18 protein-coding genes and 1 tRNA gene are annotated in these 22,702 nt (G+C 44.7%); 13 read left to right on the forward strand and 6 right to left on the reverse strand.

The annotated features are described in order from the left end of the window. The coding region (locus AAFP14_RS19470; protein ID WP_341733864.1) for a hypothetical protein at positions 1 to 770 on the forward strand (770 nt) is incomplete at its 5' end. 60 nt (positions 771 to 830) lie between these two features. Then, positions 831 to 901: transfer RNA gene (locus tag AAFP14_RS19475), tRNA-Gly, on the forward strand. Between the two features lie 250 nt (positions 902 to 1,151). On the opposite strand, the gene AAFP14_RS19480 is transcribed toward AAFP14_RS19475, so the two are convergent. The 5 genes from AAFP14_RS19480 to AAFP14_RS19500 form a co-directional block, all read right to left on the reverse strand. Further along, the gene (locus AAFP14_RS19480; protein ID WP_341733865.1) at positions 1,152 to 1,667 is read right to left on the reverse strand and encodes a hypothetical protein; all 516 of its coding nucleotides are present in this window, start codon (positions 1,665 to 1,667) and stop codon (positions 1,152 to 1,154) included. 403 nt (positions 1,668 to 2,070) lie between these two features. After that, positions 2,071 to 6,417 (reverse strand): PAS domain S-box protein, encoded by a 4,347-nt coding sequence (locus tag AAFP14_RS19485; protein ID WP_341733866.1) that lies wholly within the window; start codon positions 6,415 to 6,417, stop codon positions 2,071 to 2,073. A gap of 227 nt (positions 6,418 to 6,644) precedes the next feature. Further along, entirely contained in the window at positions 6,645 to 7,736 is a 1,092-nt protein-coding gene (locus tag AAFP14_RS19490) for a bifunctional heptose 7-phosphate kinase/heptose 1-phosphate adenyltransferase (protein WP_341733867.1), read from the reverse strand. A gap of 267 nt (positions 7,737 to 8,003) precedes the next feature. Beyond that, positions 8,004 to 8,555: a response regulator gene (locus AAFP14_RS19495; protein ID WP_341733868.1), complete on the reverse strand. Its 552-nt coding sequence runs from the start codon at positions 8,553 to 8,555 to the stop codon at positions 8,004 to 8,006. Between the two features lie 82 nt (positions 8,556 to 8,637). Beyond that, entirely contained in the window at positions 8,638 to 8,973 is a 336-nt protein-coding gene (locus AAFP14_RS19500) for a hypothetical protein (RefSeq protein WP_341733869.1), read from the reverse strand. On the opposite strand from AAFP14_RS19500, the gene lipA reads away from it, so the two are divergent. Next, positions 8,962 to 9,921, forward strand: a complete 960-nt coding sequence (gene lipA, locus AAFP14_RS19505; RefSeq protein ID WP_341733870.1) for a lipoyl synthase — start codon at positions 8,962 to 8,964, stop codon at positions 9,919 to 9,921. The two genes, AAFP14_RS19500 and lipA, sit on opposite strands and share 12 nt — an antisense overlap. A 471-nt stretch (positions 9,922 to 10,392) precedes the next feature. Further along, on the forward strand, positions 10,393 to 10,497 hold the full coding sequence (psaX, locus tag AAFP14_RS19510; RefSeq protein WP_340541223.1) for a photosystem I protein PsaX: 105 nt from the start codon (positions 10,393 to 10,395) through the stop codon (positions 10,495 to 10,497). Positions 10,498 to 10,621: 124 nt separating this feature from the next. Here psaX and AAFP14_RS19515 read toward each other — a convergent pair whose 3' ends face one another. Next, positions 10,622 to 11,509 carry a carbohydrate ABC transporter permease gene (locus AAFP14_RS19515; RefSeq protein ID WP_341733871.1) on the reverse strand — a complete coding sequence of 296 codons (888 nt, stop codon included), beginning with the start codon at positions 11,507 to 11,509 and terminating at the stop codon, positions 10,622 to 10,624. Between the two features lie 59 nt (positions 11,510 to 11,568). Between AAFP14_RS19515 and AAFP14_RS19520 the strand changes: the two genes are divergently transcribed. The 9 genes from AAFP14_RS19520 to AAFP14_RS19560 all read left to right on the forward strand — a co-directional run bounded on the left by AAFP14_RS19520 (position 11,569) and on the right by AAFP14_RS19560 (position 22,676). Continuing rightward, positions 11,569 to 12,141 (forward strand): GNAT family N-acetyltransferase, encoded by a 573-nt coding sequence (locus tag AAFP14_RS19520; RefSeq protein ID WP_341733872.1) that lies wholly within the window; start codon positions 11,569 to 11,571, stop codon positions 12,139 to 12,141. A gap of 324 nt (positions 12,142 to 12,465) precedes the next feature. Further along, positions 12,466 to 13,128 carry a phosphoribosylglycinamide formyltransferase gene (gene purN, locus AAFP14_RS19525; RefSeq protein ID WP_341733873.1) on the forward strand — a complete coding sequence of 221 codons (663 nt, stop codon included), beginning with the start codon at positions 12,466 to 12,468 and terminating at the stop codon, positions 13,126 to 13,128. 221 nt (positions 13,129 to 13,349) lie between these two features. After that, complete coding sequence (locus tag AAFP14_RS19530) at positions 13,350 to 14,459, forward strand: GGDEF domain-containing protein (RefSeq protein WP_341733874.1); 1,110 nt, start codon at positions 13,350 to 13,352, stop codon at positions 14,457 to 14,459. Positions 14,460 to 14,681: 222 nt separating this feature from the next. Further along, complete coding sequence (locus tag AAFP14_RS19535; protein WP_341733875.1) at positions 14,682 to 16,028, forward strand: EAL domain-containing response regulator; 1,347 nt, start codon at positions 14,682 to 14,684, stop codon at positions 16,026 to 16,028. 280 nt (positions 16,029 to 16,308) lie between these two features. Beyond that, the gene (locus AAFP14_RS19540; protein ID WP_341733876.1) at positions 16,309 to 16,974 is read left to right on the forward strand and encodes a response regulator; all 666 of its coding nucleotides are present in this window, start codon (positions 16,309 to 16,311) and stop codon (positions 16,972 to 16,974) included. A 478-nt stretch (positions 16,975 to 17,452) separates the two neighbouring features. After that, positions 17,453 to 18,589: a glycosyltransferase family 4 protein gene (locus AAFP14_RS19545; RefSeq protein WP_341733877.1), complete on the forward strand. Its 1,137-nt coding sequence runs from the start codon at positions 17,453 to 17,455 to the stop codon at positions 18,587 to 18,589. Between the two features lie 158 nt (positions 18,590 to 18,747). Next, positions 18,748 to 20,133, forward strand: a complete 1,386-nt coding sequence (locus AAFP14_RS19550; RefSeq protein ID WP_341733878.1) for an O-antigen ligase domain-containing protein — start codon at positions 18,748 to 18,750, stop codon at positions 20,131 to 20,133. Between the two features lie 300 nt (positions 20,134 to 20,433). Next, positions 20,434 to 21,195: a WecB/TagA/CpsF family glycosyltransferase gene (locus AAFP14_RS19555; RefSeq protein ID WP_340519590.1), complete on the forward strand. Its 762-nt coding sequence runs from the start codon at positions 20,434 to 20,436 to the stop codon at positions 21,193 to 21,195. Between the two features lie 269 nt (positions 21,196 to 21,464). Beyond that, positions 21,465 to 22,676, forward strand: coding sequence for a glycosyltransferase family 4 protein (locus tag AAFP14_RS19560; protein ID WP_341733879.1), 1,212 nt, complete (start codon positions 21,465 to 21,467; stop codon positions 22,674 to 22,676). The last annotated feature ends 26 nt before the right edge of the window (positions 22,677 to 22,702 follow it).

Here is a 22,702-nt window from a genome sequence, read left to right on the forward strand (position 1 = left end):
CCGAATCTAATTCACAACCGATTGAGAAACCACCTATTTCTCCCGAATCTAATTCACAACCGATTGAGAAACCACCTATTTCTCCCGAATCTAATTCACAACCGATTGAGAAACCACCTATTTCTCCGGCCCCGATTCGGCAACCATTACCCTATCCCAGACCGATCGCTTCTCCGGCCCCGATTCGGCAACCATTACCCTATCCCAGACCGATCGCCTCTCCAGCCCCGATTCGGCAACCATTACCCTATCCCAGACCGATCGCCTCTCCGGCCCCGATTCGACAACCATTACCCTATCCCAGACCGATCGCTTCTCCAGCCCCGATTCGGCAACCATTACCCTATCCCAGACCTCCATTGCCAAATCCTCGGCGATCGCCAGTCAGGGTTCCTCAGCCACCAGAAAGTTCGGGTGCGATCGCTACTTTAGATTTAAACAGTATCCGCGGTGGCAATAGGGACATCCCCGACCAACTAGCCAGACCGAGGCAAAATCAGAAACAGATCGATGTTTTGCAGATTGGTTCGTCGGTTGTAAGCTTGGACGTGTTTTTGCAAATTGACGATCGAGGGAGACTTGCTGCGATCGGTAATGTTAAAGGTAGTAGCAATCAAGGGTCATCGTCCGGCAAAAGCATTAATTTCGAGGCGATCGCCAGACAACTGTTCCGAGACTGGGAATTTCAGCCTGCGCGATCGGGCGGCAAACCAGTTTACTCGGAACTGTGGGTGAGAGTGACGATTAAGCCACTTTTCGGGAGGTTATAAAAAAACTTTCCAAAATCTCTTGCTATTTCCCGAACTTTACGGTAATATTAAATACTGTATGCGGGCATAGTTTAGTGGTAAAACTTTAGCCTTCCAAGCTAACTATGCGGGTTCGATTCCCGCTGCCCGCTCTGACTACAAAAAGCCCCAAATCAACGAGAAATCAACGGTTTGGGGCTTTTTATTGCTGATTTTTGGGCTTTGTGGGGGGTCAAGTTGACTAGAAATTGACTACGATTTTGACTATTTTGAATACAAATTGGAGACAATTGAATACAAATTGAATACAACGCTTACCTGTATTCAGTTTGAGCCATTTAACCCTTCAATTATGCCCAAAACTGCTTCCATATCAGCCAAGTTCAGGGGGCGACAACGAGGCTAAAGCGGTTGCTCAATGAGCTTTCTAGCTCTTAGCCCCCTCTGGTAAAATGGCTGCTTATTGCGAACCAAATTCATCATGGACTCTACCCAATCCCAACAGCAGTCATTGGCAATTAACCAATTTTCGCCATATAAACCAATCCAAAACTTGCTATGTCTTCTTCTACTTCTACCTTTTTCTTGAGGACGACATACATATTTTTCTTGTCCTTGAAGCTGAGTTCTTTTCCCTTTTAACCACGCCGAAGTCATGGCTAAGGCGATTAAAATCATTAAAGCAATCAATTTATCCGGTGATGCTTGACACCCTTCTAGGTTATATCCTCCAGTTTTACAGTCTTTAAACATTGCTTCGATACCATAACGTTTGCTGTAAACCCCGATCGCACTTTTCAAATCTGGTAGATTAGTTAACAAATACCAAGGTTCATCTTCTTGTTTGCCTCGATATTTCCGTTTCCAGTAAGCGACTAAGTTAAATCTAGAAAAACCTTTCTTTTGAGTGAAACCCACTTTCGGATAGAAGAGATGAATTCCTGGTTGAACTGGATCTGACTTCTTTTTGAGTCTGTAACAACCAGACTAGCATTTGAAGGGTAAGTAATTGTGTTGGTGTCAGATATTTTTCAAGTATCGAGTGATAGAATGAGGGCAACATATTATTGGTTTGGGTCTTGTGGTATTAGCAGGACCCTTCTTTTTTATCACAACTAGGTACTTTTTCACTCGTGAGATTATTTTGTCAATAAGCCGAAATTTTTGAGGCTGGTCGATCGCTCGAAAACATTTGCCTGTAAAGGTTCAGGGGCGCTTGTCGCCCCCTGAAGTTCAAATCTCACCCTCTCTGTTTAAACTTAAAATTCAAATTCAAACTTTGAGAGTATTCATAAACCAACTAAATTTCTGAATACCTTGTTCATTTTCGCCGGCACATACGAGCAACCACTGCCACAATCTCTTGGGGATCGATCGGCTTAGCCATGTGATTTTGAAACCCAGAAGCGATCGCTTTTTGTTGGTCTTGCTCTCCCGCGTAAGCAGTCAGAGCGATTGCCGGCATCTGCCGAGTTCGATCGCTCAGGGATTGGCGAACTTCAGCAATGAGCGCGTAGCCGTCCATCTCTGGCATTCCAATGTCACTCAACAGAATATCAAAAGACACCGTGGAAAGCAGTTGCAAAGCTTGGATAGCTGAGCCAACAGCAGTCACTTCTGCTCCCGCTTGCTTCAACACAAAAGCCAAAAAATCGCGGGAATCCGGGTTATCCTCCACCACCAACACATCCAGATTTTCTAGGACAAGATCCTTAGAGAGAGCGAAAGTCGTGTCAGCAACTTCCTCCACCAAATTTACAGTGTCCAAGAGGGGCAATTCCAGAGTGAAGGTTGCTCCCTGATTCTCTCCCCTACTCTCCACCCAAATTCTGCCACCATGAAGTTCCGCAATTTGACGCGCAATTGCCAATCCCAATCCCAAACCACCAAACTGGCGTGTCGTGGCTCCATCTTCCTGGCGGAAATGCTCAAACACATAGGGGAGAAACTCCGAGTTGATACCTTTACCCGTATCTATCACTTGCAGTTGGGCATAGCCCTTAGTCTCAGTGAGATCGACTCTCACCACTCCTCCTGTTGGGGTAAATTTAACCGCATTTGACAACAGATTCCATACCACCTGCTGCAATCGCCCCCCATCTCCATAAACTTTTTTAATATTAGGTTCCATATTGACCTCAATCTGAATCGACTTAGCTTCTGCTGCTAGTCGTACAGTTTCGATCGCCGCGGCAACCACAAAAGACAAATTCACCGGCATCGGCACCATGGTCAATTTGCCACGCATAATACGAGAAATATCCAGCAAATCTTCAATTAACTGGGATTGAAGTTGGGCATTGCGTTCGATCGTCTCTAATGCTTGTGCCCTTTTAGCTCCATCCAACTTACCACGGCGTAAAAGTCTGGCCCAGCCAAGGATCGGGTTGAGAGGCGATCGCAACTCATGAGACAACACAGCCAAAAACTCATCTTTAATTCGGTTAGCATTTTCGGCGGCTTCCCGTGCAGTCTGTTCCCGTTGCAGAACTTGTTCCCGTTCAGATTCAATGCGCTTGCGTTCGCTAATGTCATAGGAGATGCCAATTAACCCAATCACAACTCCGGCATCATTTCGGTAAGGCGCTTTCATCCCCAGAAAAGTCCGAATCCCATCAGGAGACTCTTCAACCACTTCTGTCTGTCCAGATGCCATAATGCGTCGATCGTTTTCCATAACCCTTTCCCCCAGCTCAGGTGAGGGATAGAAATCGCGATCGCGATAACCAACCACCTCCGAAGCAGATTTACCCAGCACCTCCAGGGTAGCGGGATTAGCATAAATAATCTGTCCTTCCCGGTCTTTAACGAAGATAGGGGTGGGCGCTGACTCATTAATTACCTCTAAAATCGCATTCTTTTGCCGTAGTTCTTCTTCAACTTGCTTGCGAGCGCTAATATCGGTGAACAGAATCGCGACTTTTCGCTCCAGGGGCTCCCCGATGGGGAAGGCATAAACATCGAACCAACGATTCATCGCTTCAGAGCCATTTTCAAAGCGTAGGGATTCGCCTGTGAGCGCAATTTTGCCATAGGTTTCCACCCAATGATCTTCTAGATTGGGAACTAGCTGACGTGCAGTTTTACCCGTCGCCTGTTGCAGTCCTGTTTGGTTCTCAAATGCTGGATTGACTTCCAAAAAGCGGTAATCGATCGGCTGATTGTTCTGGTCAAATAGCACTTCAATCACCGAAAAGCCTTCATCAATCGATTCAAACAGAGTTCGATAGCGTTCCTCCGATTGCCGTAAGGCAGACTCAGCTTGTTTGCGATCGTCAATATCAATCACCGAGCCAATGTAGCCTTTGAATTCACCTTCTGGTCCAAACCAGGGACTAGCCGCATCGATCGCCCAAATATAGCGATCGTCAGAGCCACGCAAGCGATACTCGATTCGGAACACATCATGACGCTCGTTGGCAGCCAGGAAAACCTGTTGAGTAAACTGACGATCGTCTGGATGTGTCGCGTTCAACCAGCCAAATCCCAAACCCGTTGCTTCAGTCTGTCCTGTAAATTCATACCAACTTTGGCTCAAATAGGTGCAGTAGCCCGTTTCGTCTGTTACCCAGATCATACAGGGAGCATTGTCTGCCATGTTGCGAAATTTCTCTTCACTGACTCGCAGTGCCGCTTCTGCCTGTTTGCGATCCGTGATGTCTCGCGTCACCCCTGCCACCGCTTCTACCGCGCCGTTTTCGTCGAAGAGTGGCACGAAAATGTACTCATAGGCCCGCGTCCCAAATCCGCTCGTGTAGGGAGTCTCATCCTTGAGCTGTTTGCCGGTCTCGATGACTTGCTGAATTTGATTTTGCAGCTTGGTTGCTAAGTCGGTTGGGTAATCCAGTTCAAAAAAGTTTTTCCCCATAGCTTCAGCCGCTGTTTTTTGCCACAGATGCAGGAGTGGCGGATTGACATAGGTGAACCTTCCCGACAAATCAAACGTGTAAATAAAATCAGGGACTGAAGATGCGATCGCATCGAATTTGCGTAATTCTCGTTCCAATTCGCCGGACATTTGTCGCAAAGCTGCTGCTGCTTGTTTGCTGTCGTGAATATCCACCGAAGCACCAACCCAATGTGTGATTTTGCCATGGGCATCGCGCCACGGAGTAGCTTCATTCAAAAACCAGCGAAACTGATTGTCATATCGCCGCAGCCGATGTTCGGAACGAATGTTGATGCCACAGGCCATGGCGCTAGCAATTTCTTGAATGACGCGAGGGTAATCGTCAGGGTGATGCACATTTTCCGCCCAGTTTTCCCGCTTCAACTCATTCAGCGACTTGCCGAAATAATCCACAAAGGTTTGATTCAGGAACACCAGTTCTCCCGTCGCATCCAACATCCAGACATGATGGGTGGAGAGTTCCGTCAGCGTGCGGTATTTTGCTTCAGATTCGCGCAGACTGTCGCTAGCTCGATCGCGCTCCAGGACAATACTAGCGATTTGAGTCCCAAAGTTAGCCAGTTGGTATTCCCAATCCGTCGGCATCCGCGGCTCACCAAAGCAAAGCATTAAAGACCCCAGTGGCAGACGATCTACGCCCACAATAGGCGAGGAGTGGCAAGCCAGCACACCGTGAGCCACACATAAGTCTCGCCATTGCTGGGACCAACTATCGTCCTTGGCGATATCGGCACACATGATAGGCCCAACGCGATATACCGCCTCTCCACAGGTCCCGATCGCCAGTTCATTAATCGGCGCATCTTGGAGTCCTAGACCAAAGTCCGTGGGAAAATCTGGGGCGATCGAGTTGTGAAACCTTTGTCGCGTCGCATCCGCCAGTAGGATGCAGGCGCGGACTTGGGGATGCAACTTCGACACGGAGGTACACAAAGCTGATAAACATTCCTCCAGGGGTTTCCCGGTAGCAGTTAGTTCCAGCAGTCTTTTCTCATCTACCAGCACCAGTTCTGCTTGCTGGCGATCGCTAATACTTGCAAGCAGATCGACATTCCCTGGAAGCGCCTCGGCGAAAGTTTTACGAATGGCTTCTGTTTCTCGCCGCGCCACTTGCTCCTGCTGCAAGGCCAATTCAGCCATCTGACGCAGATGAATATTTTGCAAAGCAGCCGCGCTGAAGCTTGCCAGACTGGTGATTAACCGTTCGTCTTCGCGATCGAACTGACGCTGCTGATGGTGAGAAATCAGCCATATAGTGCCTAACTTTCGATCGCCCGCGCTAATCGGAAATAGCAAGCTTTCAGCGATCGGAAACTGTGGATGATGTAGGTAGGTAAAATAGAGTTCTGGACGCGCATATAGTTGCGCTCCCTCGCCCTGAATCGTCGCAGTACAAGGACTAAAGTTGGCTGGGATTGTGGTTTGTTCCCAAGATTTTAATGCACCAGCGATCGCCACCCAGCGAAAGACAGAAGTACCATCAGCTAAAGTCTCCAGCAAGTTGACCCCAGCAGTGTCTGCTCGACCTAAATCCAGTGCCATCTCAACCACAGTTTTCAGAATCGAGAGGGGGTCATCGGTCAGTTTTTGAGCCAGAGTATGAAGGGCTTGGTTTTCGGCCGCGAAATCTGGTTGTCTGGCTAGGCGATCGGCCAGTGCATAGGAGATGGCGACATCTGCTTCGGTGGTTGCCTTTTGGTGGTTGTCAGCTAAGCCACCCCCTGAAGGCAGATAGTGATTTTGGTTATGATGGGTCATCCAGTCTCCTTCTTGTGGCTGACAAATACTTGCCTCAAGGATTTTTTGTGAACAACGATCGTCTGGTTAAATTAAGTGTTCAATCTGCTTCCTAGCCTAGCGAGTGTTAAGGGTTTAGTTTGCAGATTTTCCCTATAATTAACACTATGAAAATAAACCATTCACTCGCTTTTTTTGATAACACTTTTATTTATAACACTAATTTTGAGAAATTATTGTGTGGTAGACTACTCATAAGCGATAGCTTCCAAAGCTTCTTTCATCTCCTCTATTGTAGTCGTCGCCGTACCGAATTGGCGCACCACAATACTAGCGGCCAAATTCCCCAAAACCGCCGCTTCCCAACCAGACGCACCGACACACAAAGCTAAAGTCATCGCCGCTACGACTGTATCCCCAGCACCTGTGACATCAAATACATCCGTCTTATTAAACGGGGGAATATCCCAACGTTGAATATCCAAATCGCCCTGTTGGCAAATAAATGTTGGGGGTGGTGAGTTTGGGAGAGTTTTTCCCGGAACTATTTCAAACAAACTCATCCCTTCTTCCCCGCGAGTAATCAGGATTTTTTGAGCTTTAGTTAAATTCAACAAATCCCGTCCCGCTTGCATTAAGCTTGAATAATTATTAATACTATATCCGACAGCTTGTTCGGCTTCTGGCAAGTTGGGAGTAAATAGCATCGCTCCCGAATATCGCTGCAAATTTGTTTGAGCATCGACAATTGTTTTATCAGGAACTACCGCTGATTCGATCGCCAAATTAGTCAAAACTCCATCACCATAGTCCGAACAAACCACCGCATCTACAGTCGGTATTTGTTGCCGGATATAATCTGCTAATTGTAACTGCAAATCTAAATCGGGCAACTCATCCGATTTGCGATCGACTCTGACAATTTGTTGAGTCACCGACTGCCGCGCGTGTCCCGAAATACGAGTTTTAGTCACTGTTGGACGCTGCGCATCAATGAAAATCCCCGCCGTATCAATTCCCGCAGCCTCAAAAATACCGCACAAAGCCTTTCCTTGGTCATCTTTTCCCACCAAGCCAGCAACTTTTACTTTGCCTCCCAGTTTCGCTAAATTATAGACAGCATTTGCGCCTCCTCCCGGTACTTGTCGAGTATTTTCGTAGCGCAAAATCAACACAGGTGCTTCGCGGGAAATTCGCTCTACTTGTCCGGTAACAAACTCGTCCAAGGTCAAATCTCCGATCGCCAATACCTGTGCTCGATCGAAGCAGTCTAATCTTTGCAATAATTTCTCTGTTGAGTCGCGCAGTTGAAGCCAAAAATCGGAATAGTCATTAGTCATGAACAATAAAAAATGAGACTGAGGAATTGACAATTGGGTGGGGGACAAGTGGCAAATAAAAAATAGCCCCTAAAGACTAATAATATTTGCCTCCATCTTTGGATTTTTAACTTGTAATTCATGTTCTCACCAGAGTGAAAACCTATGGCAGAGCGATCGCGATCGCTTCAACGACTTACCACAAGATTGCAGATCGAAGGAAACACCTTGAGAAATCAGAGCAACCTTTAAGGTGTGAAAGTTGTCTGCAACCTTCCGAAGGCAGCGTTACTTCAACTTCTGCTTGATGATCGTAATCACCTGAGTCATTTGTTTCTTGAGTGCGTCAATTTCAGCCTGCATTTTTGCCATTTTCTCAGTCATCGCCTGAAGTTCGGCGGTGCCCGATCCAGAGGTAGGTGCAGCAGCGGTGGCGGCGGCTTCTGGTACTGGTTTCTTTTTAGCCAATACCATCGCTGATTTAATCGCCTCAGTGAGTTGCTTCTTCTCAAAGGGTTTGGCGATAAATGCAAAAAAATGCTTCTCAAAAGGTTTAGGAATTTTCTCCATCACCTCTTCTTCCCGGCCCGACATGATCACCAAGGGTATCTTGGAAAGTTCGGGATGGGCTTGAACTTTTTGATACACTTCCCAACCGCTGACTTTGGGCAGTAGGAAATCTAACATAATTAGATTGGGACGGGCTTGACGGATCAGCTTTAGTCCCTCTTCTCCGTCTTTGGCTTCTAGAACTTCAAAGTTACCTTGGGGTAACATTTCTCGGACTCGGACGCGGATGACTTTACTGTCATCGATGACTAAGATTTTTTGACCAGCCACGACTGACTCCTTCAGATACATTTAACCCGGTAAATCTAGGATTAACCTTCGATCTACTGTGTATAGCATAATCTGGTAAGCCCTAAGCTTTCCAGATAGTTGACACTCCGGGCGCGTGAACGCACTCTTGATTCTTGGTTCCACCAGTCAACTTGCCCGTTGATGTCACCACCAACGAGTAGAGGTAGTTCTGTCCCCAAGCGTTAATTTCGGTGTGCCCCACCGTATGTAAGTGTTGATTCGCAACCTTCAGTATATCTCTAACAGAATTCTCTCCTAAATCCTTTCTAACTTGAATTTTTGTCACCACAGACGTCAATGGTGATTGGGGACACGATTCCTGCAAGTTCAGAGACTTGGATTTCAGATACGATCGAAAAGCATTAACCAGATCGCACTTAATTTCATGCCATCCCAAACCCCTAAAACCTCCGCAGCCCAATCAATTGCCTCCCCAATGCGGGAGCAAATTCAGGCGATGCCAGAGTGGTTGCGCCGCCCACTTGGCAAAGCCAGCGAACTCTCCCAAGTGCAAAAAATTATTAAGCAGCGGCAAATTCACACGATTTGCGAGGAAGGCAGATGTCCCAACCGCGCAGAATGCTATGCCCAAAAAACCGCCACCTTTTTGTTAATGGGTCCGACTTGCACCCGTGCTTGTGCATTTTGTCAAGTAGATAAAGGTCATTCTCCCATGCCCCTAGACCCCGAAGAACCGCAAAAGGTCGCCACAGCAGTCAATCTGCTGGGTTTGCGCTATGCGGTTCTAACTTCGGTAGCTAGGGATGATTTACCCGATGGAGGTGCTGGTTGGTTTGCGATGACGATCGCCCACATCCGCCTTCTCAACCCCGACACTCAAATAGAGGTACTAACACCGGATTTTTGGGGTGGTGCCACCGCACCCACCCACCCCGAACCCGAAAACAGAACCTTAGATCAATTGCAGCGATCGCGAATTCGGACAGTCTTGGAGGCTAAACCAGCTTGTTACAACCACAATATTGAGACAGTAAGGCGGTTACAAGGGCCTGTGCGTAGGGGAGCCAAGTACGATCGCTCCCTCGACGTTCTGCGCATTGTCAAAGCATTTGACCCCAGCATTCCCACCAAATCCGGTTTGATGTTGGGGCACGGGGAAACCGAAACTGAAATAGTAGCAGCGATGGCCGATTTGCGCGATGCCAAGTGCGATCGACTCACCCTCGGTCAATACATGAGACCCTCTCTCGAACACCTCCCTGTGCAAAAATACTGGACACCCGCTGAATTTGACCGTTTGGGGGAAATAGCCACAGAGATGGGTTTTCAACAAGTGCGATCGGGCCCTCTCGTCCGCAGTTCCTACCACGCCGGAGACGATTGAAATTAATCTCAATCGCTATAGATTCAAAGTTACAAAAAGTAACTCTAGAGGATGGTACAAACGTGAACCCTCTCTGGTACTGTAAGACTTTATAAAGTCGGGATCAAAAACTTCCACGACTCTAAACAGGCACAAAAAAACCTCAGACTACCTCGGTAGCAGATTTTGATTAAGTGTCAAGCATCACCGAACCTAATTGTCGGCGATTGTTTCAATCAGTAGGTCTTACAATATTAAGACCCAAGCAATCCCAAATGCCTTGTGCGATGGGATAAGGAGCTGCATAGTTCAGCTCAGGCGGGTCAATCCCCGCTAGAAGTAAAAAAGAAAAGGGAGAGATTCACGCCTCCTTAGTCATGCACATCATGACTATACTTTTACAAGCTATTGGTGGTAAATACAGTCACATATTAATTAGGACTTTGACCTATGGCAGAGATAGCAAAGAATCAACTAAAATCCGACTCCGTTATGAAAACGGGTAAGCCACCTTACACCTTTCGCATGGCTTGGTTTTTGGTACTACTAGGTATCAATTTTCTAGTTGCAGCCTATTATTTCCATATCATTGAATAGTTCTGCAACCAGAATTTTAGTCACCCTCTGCTGTTCTCCTCCTGTACTTAACCATGTTTTGGCAGGTAGAGAGCAGCACTTGCATTCTGAAACGGGTAAGGTAGCCATTCCAGTTTTGTTTTATTTATTTCTCCCCCCAAACCCTCAGTTGCAAATAAACCAATCCCAAAGCCACAGCCATCAGCAAAGTTGCCGCCGCCGCTGCGTAGCCAAAATCAAATTGTGCAAAAGCTTGGTCGTAAATATAATAAACCAACAGATTAGTAGAATTTAAAGGACCACCACCAGTAATCACATAAACTGGCTCAAAACTCCGCAGCGTAAAAATAGCAGTAGTGACAGTCGCAAATACCAAAGTCGGGCGCAACCCCGGTAAAGTAATGTACCAAAATTGTTGCCAAGCATCCGCTCCATCCAATTCGGCAGCTTCGTAACGATTGACCGGAATTGCCTGCAAACCCGCCAAAAATACTACCATATTAAAGCCTAATTGTTTCCAAATACTCAGCAAAATCAGCACCGGCATTGCCCAAACCGTGCTACTAAGCCAAGGTATCGGATTTAAACCCACCGCCCTTAAGAGGTGATTCACAGGCCCCTCAGCTTGAAACAGCCACCGCCAGCCTAAGCCGACAGCCACTAAAGAGGTAATCGAAGGAATAAAATAGGCTGTGCGGAGTATCCCTCGCCAAGCAAAGGAGCGATTTAGCAAAACTGCCAAACCCAAGGGAATAACTAAACTGGGAATGACTGTAACAGTAGTAAAATAGATGGTGTTTTGGATAACTTGCCAAAAATCTGGGTTAGTGAGTAGACTCCAATAATTTTTTAACCCAATAAAACGCATACCTGATTGGGTAAAACTGCCACTGGTAAAGCTAAGGTAGCATAAATAGGCGATCGGGTAAATCAAAAAAGTACCCAAAAACAACAAAGCTGGGGCTAAAAAAGTCCAAGCTGCGATCGACTCATTGTCCAACCAGTTAAAACGCCCAGATTTAATCGAAACCATTTGCTTGTAAAAATTATCTTTTAGTTTTAAACTGTATCACAATACAGGTGAATCTCAAAATGCAGCCTCTAGATATATTATCGAATTTACCCACTATAGAAACCGAGAGACTCCTGCTCAGAAAAATCACTTTAAACGATGCCAACGATATGTTTGAATATGGCTCAGACCCCCTAGTATCTCAATATACAATGTGGTCAACCCATACCTCTATAGAAGACACTAAAAGTTTTCTCAGAAGTCTCACTAAAATGTATAAAAAGCGAGAACTGATTGACTGGGGAATCGTTCACAAGTCCGAACAAAAATTAATCGGAACTTGCGGATATGTCGAATGGAGCATGAACCACAGTCGCGCTCAAATTGGATACGCTCTTTCTCGCAAATACTGGAATCAAGGATACATGAGTGAGGCTGTTAGTGCAATTATAGAGTTCGGTTTTCGGGAAATGAGCCTGAATAAAATAGAGGCTCGTTGTGCACAAGAAAATATTGCATCAGCCCGCGTGATGGAAAAAGTCGGAATGCAATTAGAAGGGATATTGAAACAACATCTATTTGTTAAGGACACCTATTGGAATCTGAAAATCTATGGCATTCTTCGGGAGGATTTTTTTGACGAGCTTATGTAGAAGATGTCCACAATCATCACTCCCCCCTAGACTAACTAACCAATCCCTCACACTGGCAAGTAATTGCTTAGTATTTCAATAATTACCCACCCGGACTTTAGGAACCAAGTATGTCACTAAACTGAAGGAGTTGAAGCCAATATGATGCTGTAAAAACCAGATTTACGAACACCCAGGTGTCAGTCTTATATTTTCTGAATTCCTCAATTACGTCTGCCATGTTCGGTTAAGAACTCAGTTTCGCCGAAGGGTAGTCTAAGGGCCTAAAGACCATCTTAAATCTTCCGTCTTCCATCTGTCAACCAATTTAATCCTCATCGAAGAATGACAACTAATCCCCTATCTCTTAATTCCCATGCTAGCTTAATTTCTCCTGAAATTAACACCAGTTTCATCGCTCCCAGCACTCAACCATTAAAACTAGGAATTCTTGCATCAGGAAGCGGCAGCAACTTTGAAGTAATCGCCCAAGGTATCCAAAACCAACAACTTAATGCTCAAGTCCAAGTATTAATTTACAATAACCCAGCAGCCAAAGCAGCACTTCGAGCCGAAAAGTACGGCATTCCCTCAATTTTACTCAATCACCGCGACTACAAAAAACGTGCTGAATTAGACACCGAAATTGTTAAAGTTTTCCAAAAATATGACGTACAATGGGTTATCATGGCTGGCTGGATGCGGATTGTCACCAAAGTTTTGCTCGATGCTTTTCCCGAAAAAGTTATTAACATTCATCCCAGTTTATTACCAAGTTTTCCAGGAATCAACGCTGTCGAACAAGCACTTGCAGCCAAGGTAAAAATCACTGGATGCACAGTGCATATTGCCCATTTAGAAGTTGACAGCGGTCCAATTTTAATGCAAGCAGCAGTACCCGTACTTCCCGACGATACCGCAGAAACTTTACACGCTCGCATTCAAGTACAGGAACACAAAATCATGATAGGTGCGATCGCCCTTATTTCCCATCAATTTGCTGTTTAAGTAATTACTTATTGCCCTCACCCCTAGCATTTTTTTAGGGCAAATTCATCTCAATTCTTCGCCAAAAAACATTTTTTCTAAAAGCAAAAAACCAGCAAAAGTTATAATTATAAAAACTCATGTATTCCACAACACAACTAATGCTAATATATTAATGGTAGCATTAGTTTGTAGCTGGCATTAGCTTAATTGCTACTATAACGTTCATGCGGGTGTACGCTGTGTCTGCTAAATTTGTCTCCTCACCTATTTGGCCTGAAAAATTACCCGAAACTCTATCTTTAGAATCTACTCTTAACGAGCTTTCGGTATTTAATTTTCAGGTTGAATCTTCTTATTTAGGCAAAGAAGTAGCTCGATTATTTCAAGCTCAACCGCTACTTCCCGGAGTTGTATTGACTGTAAAAGGCGAATTTTTGGGAATGATATCTCGCCGACGATTTATGGAACATATGAGCCGTCCTTATGGCATAGATATATTTGCTCATCGACCCATTCTAGCTTTATATCAAATAGCCAGAACAGAGATTTTAATTTTACCGGGAGTAACATTAATTGTGATGGCAGCTCAGCGAGCAGTCCAGCGGTCGCCCGAATTACTTTACGAGCCTATTGTGGTACAGTTAAACGATAAAACTTACCGACTGTTAGACGTACATCAAGTGCTGTTAGCTCTGTCTCAAATTCATCAACAAGCTACTTGGTATATTAGCGAACTTTATTACAATTTAGCGGTTGCCAAGTCCGATTTAGAGATGGCGAATACTAAATTAGAAACAGCCAATTCCGAGTTGTATCGCCTCGCCAACTCCGACGGCTTAACTCAAGTAGCTAACCGCCGCTGCTTTAACGAATATTTAGATCAACAATGGCACAAATTAGAGCAAGAAGAGGCAGAATTATCTCTGATCTTGTGTGATATTGACTTTTTTAAGAAATACAACGATAATTACGGACACCAAGCTGGAGACTTGTGCTTGCAACAGGTAGCCCAAAGGATTGTAGAAGCTATCAATGACTTGGCTGGTAAAGTTCCCGGAGAAACTCTAGTGGCTCGTTACGGCGGCGAAGAATTTGCCGTAATACTTCCGGCCACAGCACCGGACACCGCTGCTTACGTTGCCGAACAAATCAGACTAGGGATCAAAGCACTAAAAATTGAACACGCTCAATCCCCTGTCAGTTCTTTTGTCACCCTCAGCCTGGGTGTCGCCAGCACCCTTCCTCAGATGGAAACCTCCAAAGAAAACTTGATTGCAGCAGCAGACCGTTGTCTCTACCAAGCTAAAGACAAGGGACGAGACAGATTTATCCTAGAGCATTACAGCTAGACCATTAGCTCATTTCCTCCCTGTCAAAAATTCCCTAGTTTTGATATATATTGATAACTACCTTCTGGGTATTTTGATTGTGACTTGCAAGCAGAAGAAATATGATTAGCCATTTGGCTAATTATAGATTGGCTGATTGGCCCAATCAGCAAGTCGATATTTTTACTATGCTAGTGTTAGTCAGGTTCCGGTATCTATACAGCCATCCGTTATCTAAGTATTATGCTCAAAATTTTGGTAATTGAGGACGACGAATTAATCCGGGAAACTCTTGTGCAACTCCTGGAATCTCAGAACTATCGAGTCATTGTGGCTCAAAACGGTCGAGTAGGGGTGCAGATGGCACTCTCGGAGATTCCTGATTTAATTTTGTGTGACGTGCAGATGCCGGAACTAGACGGTTATGAGGTTTTGCGGACTCTGCGCCAAAACTCCCTGGCTGCAACAATTCCATTTATTTTTCTGACAGCTCAAGCTGCTAAAGCGGATTTTCGCCGGGGGATGGACTTGGGCGGTGACGATTATTTGACAAAGCCGTTTACCAAGAATGAATTGCTGGGAGCTATTTCCTCTCGTGTCTCGAAACGACAAACTATTACTCACCCCCTGACTGTCGCACTGCAACAAGCAGAGGCCCGACTCACCGATTTAGTTAATGACTCGACAATAATTTCGGCTCTGTCTCCTGAAAAGTTGGCCTTGGAAGCTTTGCTGCGCCGCGCTTTGGCACAGGGTGAGTTTCAGGTATACTATCAGCCCCAGGTCGATATTGCTACCGGACAAATTATCGGTGCAGAAGCATTGGTGCGTTGGCAAAATCCCGATCGAGGAATAATTTCTCCGGCAGAATTTATTCCTCTAGCAGAAGAGACCGGCTTAATTATTCCCATTGGGGAGTGGGTACTGCTTTCAGCTTGCGCTCAAGCTGCAAGTTGGCTATCAGCCGGATTTTCGCCGTTCCGGGTATCAGTGAATTTATCAGCCAGACAGTTGTCGGACCCCCAACTTAAGGCGCGAATTGTCCAAATTTTGGAAACTACGGGCTTGGAACCCTCTAATTTAGAGCTAGAAATGACAGAAAGCGCTTTGGTAGAAAATGCTGCTGTCGCAGGTGCTACTCTCAATGAACTCAAAGCTCTAGGCATTCGGATTGCTGTTGACGACTTCGGTACTGGTTATGCTACTTTAGGGTATCTCAAGCAATTTGCTTTTGACAGTTTAAAGATCGATCGCATTTTTGTCCGCAATGCTAATGACGATTCTCAAAATGCCGCCATCACCACTGCGGTGATTTTACTGGGTCACAGTTTAAACATGACGGTAATTGCCGAAGGGGTAGAAACGGAAGCAGAGTTGAATTTTTTGAGACAGAACCAATGCGATATCATGCAGGGGTATCTGTTCAGCCGTCCCGAACCTGCAACCATATTTGAGCGTTTGTTGGTAGCAGACAAACAGTTGTGTGAGGCACCACTGGGAATAGTATCTACTCGTGCCATCCCTTTTATGCCTCTTGCTGAACGCGAAAAATCAAAAAACCTCTCCATGTCAAGCTTAGGAATAGTTTGAGTTTCCTCAAACAAAATATCTATCATCATTCAATCCTCCTCGACAATTTTCAACTGAGGATATGTTTTATTTTTTCACGGTTTTTACAGCGTGAAGATAAACTAGATTATAGATTCCCAAGCCCTTTAAAACTAGCTGGTCAGGCTACAAAAACAACTAGATAAAAAGCCGCCCAAGAAGGATGGGGATTTAGACCCTATTTTTCGCTAAACTCATTAAAGTTCCTATTTTAGGAGTTACAGTTTCAATAACTGTCAACGCGACTTGGTGCAAGGCTGGCATGGAAAGAATATTGATTGTTGACGACGAGACAGACTGTCAAACAGTCTTGGCAATGTACTTGGAGAGCCAAGGATACCGGGTGGAATGTGCTAATTCTGGTATTGAGGCACTCTCTATCTTTGAAAACGACCCTCCAGATTTAGTGATTTCTGATGTCATGATGCCGGAGATGGACGGCTTTGAGTTTTGTCGCCGCCTACGAAATACCCGCTTGGGACAATTGATGCCATTTATATTTTTATCGGGTCAAGGCGAAATGGATTCCAAAGTTGAAGGTCATTCCATGGGGGCGGATGATTATTTAGTCAAACCTTTTCAGTCGGAAGAAATATTAGCTAAAGTCAAAGCCCAGTTAGAACGCTCTCACCGCATTCATGCCGAGATTGTTCGACTCCTACAAAATTCTAATCCTGTGGCGGTGGAACCAAAGGTGCTGTCAGCAGCGCCACCACCTGCACCTTTACCTTTAACGCCTGCGGAGGAAAGAGTTTTTTGGGAGGTTATTCAAGGCCATACCAATAAACAAATTAGCTATCGACTGTTTATTAGTCCCAGAACCGTCCAAGCTCATTTGGGTAGCATTTTCAGCAAGTTACACCTGGAAAATCGAGCTCAGCTTGTAAAATTTGCTCTGGAGAGGGGATACAAACCTCCTCAAAGTTAGCTCTAGAGCTAAGGGATACAGGCACCAGGAGACTGAGAAAATTGAAATTTGCGTGTGAAATAAGCCACAGATACATTGAACTCGGTAAATCTAGGACTTGTGATTCCAAGTCCAAAATTTACTACTGTGTATATCAAATCTGCCCTCTGGCCTATGCCTTTTGCTATACCTGGAATTAGGTGGACGGGCTCAATTAAAGAAATTTTTATTTTCAGACATCTATCTTAAGAATCACATTTATTGATAATTGATATCTGCTATAAGGAACTTTTAAAGCAGATGAATAGTGGTTAGTATTAGTGCAATTAAAGCTAATTAATGAGTAATATCATGAAATATTACTCATATTTTATTAGCTTTATTTTATTGATATCTCGAAAAATAGTAATTTAATTGCCACGGCAATTTTGTACTTAACGGGAAGAATAGTGTTCCCAAGTTTGTCAACATTCAGACTTGTCAAGAGGATTTTTGAAAGATGAAAATAACTTTTGTTCTTCCCACACTTTCTCTTAGCGGTGGAATTCGAGTAGTCTCTATTTTTGCAGAGCGTTTGAAGAAGAGAGGTCATGAAGTCTTTGTCATCTCTGTACCACCTTCCAAACCGAGTTGGATTCAACAAACAAAGTCACTGTTACGAGGACGGGGTTGGATACCCAGACCTCAGCAGCAAGCCTCATTCTTCGACAATTTGAGCGTTGAACCAAAAATTATCGACAAATATAGACCCATAAAAAATAAAGATTTACCGGATGCTGATGTGATTGTTGCCACTTGGTGGGAAACGGCGGAGTGGGTAGCCAAACTATCTCCCAGCAAAGGAGCAAAAGCTTATTTCCTTCAGCACTACGAAGTTTTTGATTACCTACCTAAAGCGAGAGTGGAAGCCACTTGGAATCTGCCGTTGCACAAAATTACGATTGCCCAGTGGTTAGTAGACATAGCTCACAAGAGATATGGAGACCACCAGGTTTCTTTAGTTCCCCCTACCGTAGATACCAAGCAATTTTACGCTAGCAAGCGTGAAAAGCAATCGATTCCGACAGTTGGGATGTATTACTCCCAAGCTTATTGGAAGGGAAGTGACATTGCTCTCAAAGCTTTTTCATTAGCTGCTGAAAAAATTCCGAATTTGCGATTAATTGCTTTTGGTATGGAGGAGCCATCTCCAGAATTGCCACTGCCGCCCAACAGTCAGTTTGTGATTCAGCCTGACCAAGACAAACTCAAAGATTATTACAGTAAATGCGATGCGTGGCTGTTCCCCAGTCGTTGTGAAGGTTTTGGTCTACCAATTATTGAAGCGATGGCGTGTCGTACTCCTGTGATTGGTACTCCTGTTGGGGCGGCTCCTGAATTTTTGAGTGGGGGTACTGGCATATTGGTAAAACCAGAAGACCCCGAAGCTATGGCAAAAGCCATTGAGTTTATCTGTGGCTTGCCTAATGCCGACTGGCAAGCGATGTCTGAGGCTGCCTACGCCAAGGCGATCGTTTATACTTGGGATGATGCTACGGAGCGCTTCGAGGGTGCATTGAAAGCTGCTATTTCCAAATCCACACAAAAGGATGGGGCAACAGCAAAATTACAGCCCAGAATTCAAGTTCAATGGTAACAGTGGCTATCTGAGAGGGTGTCTAGGGTGTGTGACTTGATGGGTATCGATCGTACAATTAAAGTGAGGAGAAAACTAAAGAGTCCTAACTCCCGCTGTGACAGGTTAGATTTGTGATAACTAAAACTGATTGGCAATAAACTTGGCACACCACGTCTATGGCAGCATTGATTCCAATTGTGATGTACGGCTGGATTCCAGTCGTTTTGTATCTGTTTGTCAGGTTCCCTACTCAGCGAGCAGTAATCGTAAGTCTAATTGTAGCGTGGCAGTTTTTACCGCAAGTTTCTTTAAGCCTGCCGGGATTACCTCCCTACAACAAGATGTCAGCAGCTTGCTACGGTGTCTTGCTGGGTACTTTGGTTTACGATACTACGCGATTCAGCTCTTTTAAGCCAGGCTGGATAGATGTACCAATCCTAATTTGCTGTTTATGCCCGATTGCTTCGCAAGTTACTAATGGTGGAAGCCCGTTGTCTCCAACTTTAAACCAAATTGTTGCTTGGGGGATGCCTTTTCTTTTAGGGCGTTTGTATCTCAATAGTTTAGATGGGTTGCGACAGTTAGCGATCGGCATTTTTGCAGGTGGGTTATCCTACATTCCTTTTACAATGATTGAAGGGGTTAGGGGACCGATTCTGCACCAGATGGTTTACGGTGTCAATGCTTTTGAAGATTGGGGTCAGGCCAGACGCATGGGGGGGTGGAGACCGGTAGTATTCATGCAGCATGGTTTGATGGTGGGGCTGTGGATGATGGCTGCTGCTTTAGTGGGATTTTGGTTGTGGCAAACTGGGGTCCTCAAGAAGTTTCAGGGGCGCAATATGAAGACTTTGGTAATTGTAATAATTATCGCTTTTTTATTGTGCCGTTCTACTGGGGCTTACAGTTTATTTGCAATGTCGCTAGTTGTCTTGTTCAGCGCCAAAATTTTCAAAACGTCTTTGCCATTGTTGTTGATAATTGGATATATCATCTTCTACCTTTATTTAGCTGCATCGGGTCAATTTTCTAGTGAAGAAGTGATTAGTTTTATCTCTCAAATATTTGGGGAAGAACGAGCAGCATCTCTGGGGTTTAGATTTCAAAATGAAGAGATATTGGGTAATAAAGCGCGACTAAGATTTCTTTTTGGCTGGGGAGATTCGGGTGGCAACCGCGTATACAATGAGTACGGTGATGATGTATCGGTCACTGACAGCTTGTGGATTATTGCTTTTGGTGTCAACGGCGTAGTGGGTTTAACGAGTTTATTTTCTTCTTTGCTATTACCTGTGATCGCCTTTTGTTTCAAATATCCAGCCCGAACCTGGTCTAATCCGAAAGTCGCGCCAGCGGCTGTCCTGGGAATAGCTTTAACTATGTATGCGTTTGACTGTGTTTTGAATGCTATGACTAACCCAATTTTTACGTTGATTGCGGGAGGAATAGCTGGTGTCGTCTTAAAAGATACCGAAAGTCTTAAGCCAAAGAAAACCAGTTCGCCCTTACCTAGACGGTCTTTGAGTCCACAAAAATCACGAATGTCAACCACCCACCACTAAATATGAGTATGGTTTGACTAGACACTGGCCTAGCGCCGATTAGAGTGCGGGCTTGAAATATAGCCCTCGTTAAAAGATATTATTTTTATGACCTATGTTGTTAATTATAAAATGTAGTATCTTTATTGATTCTTGGCCGGAAATCCAGAATTCTTTACACAATCTTTAAAAAGACATCCTCAAGGACTAAGGGAAAAGGATATAATGAAGAAAAGTAGATTCGCCAGCTCGCTAAAATGTGGAGTGACGAATTTCTAGTGTGAGTCTTAGTACACTATAAAAATTTGAGGGAAATCCAAAATGAAAGTTGTTAATTTATTGAATGTACCGGTGGATAATTGTTCGATCGCAGAACTGTTTGAAAAGCTAAAAGAAGGAGGCGGTGTCGTATTTACGCCAAATGTAGACCATTTAATTAAATTGCAGTATGACCGAGACTTTTACGAAGCTTATAATAGATGTGATTATAGAGTTTGCGATAGTCAGATATTGATGTATGCCTCAAGATTTTTGGGTACTCCCATCCAAGAAAAGATTTCTGGTTCTGACTTGTTTCCCGCCTTTTATAACTATCACAAAGATAGCGAAGATATTAAAATTTTCTTACTAGGAGCAGCGGAAGGGGTGGCAATTCAAGCTCAGGAAAAAATCAACCAAAAAGTGGGTAGAAAAATAGTAGTTGCTGCTTATTCTCCTTCCTTTGGGTTTGAAAAGAATGAAGAAGAGTGTGAAAAAATAATTGACATCATTAATCAATCAGGGGCGACTGTATTGGCAATCGGAGTGGGTGCGCCTAAGCAAGAGAAATGGTTGGTTAAATATAGAGACAAACTGACCAATATTAAAGTTTTCTTGGCAATAGGTGCAACTATTGATTTTGAAGCTGGTTGCAAAGCCCGGTCTCCGAAATGGATGAGCGAAGTTGGTATAGAATGGGCTTACCGATTGTTAAGTGAACCGAGAAGGCTGTGGAAAAGATATTTGGTTGATGCTCTGCCTTTTTTCAGATTGATTGTAGAACAAAAATTAGGTTATTATAAAACGCCTTTCTGTGATGGCTAAATCAGCAATCTCTGAAGAGATAGGTGATTGCTGGAGGGCCGATGGACTGTAAGATTACAAAAATTAAGTTAAGCTAGACCGGGAGAGGCTTTGTGAACAATGATAGTCAAAGTCTCTGTCGGTCTAACTTCATGGATTCTTCTTAGCCCCGGATTGGTGTGTGGGGTGATTTTTTGGGGTTTGGCTATCTCAAATCTCTCATCTTAAATTTCCCAGGGATTAGCAGGCTAGAATTATCTCAGTTTAACCACAGCATTTTCAGACAGGCCATGACCATTGCTTATTTAGTTAATCAATATCCCAAAGTCAGTCACAGTTTTGTCCGCCGAGAAATTTTGGCTGTAGAGCATTGTGGTATGAAAGTTGCCCGTTTTTCAATTCGCTCCTGCGAGTCGGAACTGGTGGACGAAGGAGACAAAAAAGAGCAAGAGCAGACTCAGATTGTTTTAGGAGTTGGTGTTCTGGGCTTAGTATCGGGTTTGCTGCGGGTGGGGATAACTAGACCTATTCGGTTTGTTGAAGCTTTAGGGTTAATGTTTAAAGTAGGTTGGCATTCCGATCGCGGTATTATACTTCATCTAGCTTACTTTGCTGAAGCCTGTGTGCTATTAAATTGGTTCTCCACTCAGGGAGTCAAACACGTTCACGCTCACTTTGGGACAAATTCAACCACTGTAGCGATGTTGTGTCGGGTGCTTGGTGGGCCTAGTTACAGTTTTACGGTTCATGGTCCTGAAGAATTCGACAAGGCTACAATTCTTGGCTTTGAGGAAAAAATTAAGCGGGCGGCTTTTGTGGCGGCGGTGAGTTCTTTTGGCAAAAGTCAGTTGTATCGGTGGTGCGATCGCGCTTTTTGGTCTAAAATTCATGTAATTCACTGTGGCGTAGATGCTGCTTTTTTGGATTTACCGTATATTCCGGTAACTTCTGAGCCTAGGTTGGTTTGTATTGGCCGACTCAGCGAACAAAAGGGTCACTTGCTGTTGGTGGAAGCTGCGCGTAAGTTGGCTAGCCTTGGTTTGCAGTTTAAGTTAATCTTGGTAGGTGATGGGCCGTTGCGATCGGATATTGAAAAGGCGATCGACCAATATGGATTACAAAATCATTTAGAAATTACAGGATGGGCCGATAGCGCTCAAGTTCAGCAGCAGATTTTAGCTGCACGAGCAATGGTTTTGCCCAGTTTTGCCGAAGGTTTACCCGTGGTAATTATGGAAGCATTGGCTCTTAGCAGACCTGTGATTAGTACCTATGTGGCTGGTATCCCGGAACTCGTGGAGCCTGGAGTTTGCGGTTGGTTGATTCCTGCTGGTTCTGTAGAGGCGCTGGCTGATGCAATGCAGGAGGCTTTGGAGGTGCCTGTGGAACGGTTGGAACAGATGGGGAAGGTGGGAGCTTTGCGGGTTGCTCAGCAGCATGATGTGGCTTTGGAAGCGAAGAATTTAGTGGCGTTGTTTCAGAAGGCGATGGCAGATTCTTAGCAAGTTTTGGATGTAAAGTCAACCTT

Origin of the sequence: Microcoleus sp. EPA2 (assembly GCA_020882975.1) — a bacterium.
GTDB lineage: Bacteria > Cyanobacteriota > Cyanobacteriia > Cyanobacteriales > Microcoleaceae > Microcoleus.

Excerpts from the sequence above, each read along its gene's own strand:
- lipA (WP_341733870.1), top strand. The coding sequence starts at position 8,962 with ATGCCATCCCAAACCCCTAAAACCTCCGCAGCCCAATCAATTGCCTCC.
- AAFP14_RS19560 (WP_341733879.1), top strand. The coding sequence starts at position 21,465 with ATGACCATTGCTTATTTAGTTAATCAATATCCCAAAGTCAGTCACAGT.
- AAFP14_RS19550 (WP_341733878.1), top strand. The coding sequence starts at position 18,748 with ATGGCAGCATTGATTCCAATTGTGATGTACGGCTGGATTCCAGTCGTT.
- AAFP14_RS19515 (WP_341733871.1), bottom strand. The coding sequence starts at position 11,509 with ATGGTTTCGATTAAATCTGGGCGTTTTAACTGGTTGGACAATGAGTCG.
- purN (WP_341733873.1), top strand. The coding sequence starts at position 12,466 with ATGACAACTAATCCCCTATCTCTTAATTCCCATGCTAGCTTAATTTCT.
- AAFP14_RS19490 (WP_341733867.1), bottom strand. The coding sequence starts at position 7,736 with ATGACTAATGACTATTCCGATTTTTGGCTTCAACTGCGCGACTCAACA.
- AAFP14_RS19545 (WP_341733877.1), top strand. The coding sequence starts at position 17,453 with ATGAAAATAACTTTTGTTCTTCCCACACTTTCTCTTAGCGGTGGAATT.
- psaX (WP_340541223.1), top strand. The coding sequence starts at position 10,393 with ATGAAAACGGGTAAGCCACCTTACACCTTTCGCATGGCTTGGTTTTTG.
- AAFP14_RS19485 (WP_341733866.1), bottom strand. The coding sequence starts at position 6,417 with ATGACCCATCATAACCAAAATCACTATCTGCCTTCAGGGGGTGGCTTA.
- AAFP14_RS19540 (WP_341733876.1), top strand. The coding sequence starts at position 16,309 with ATGGAAAGAATATTGATTGTTGACGACGAGACAGACTGTCAAACAGTC.
- AAFP14_RS19520 (WP_341733872.1), top strand. The coding sequence starts at position 11,569 with ATGCAGCCTCTAGATATATTATCGAATTTACCCACTATAGAAACCGAG.
- AAFP14_RS19555 (WP_340519590.1), top strand. The coding sequence starts at position 20,434 with ATGAAAGTTGTTAATTTATTGAATGTACCGGTGGATAATTGTTCGATC.
- AAFP14_RS19535 (WP_341733875.1), top strand. The coding sequence starts at position 14,682 with ATGCTCAAAATTTTGGTAATTGAGGACGACGAATTAATCCGGGAAACT.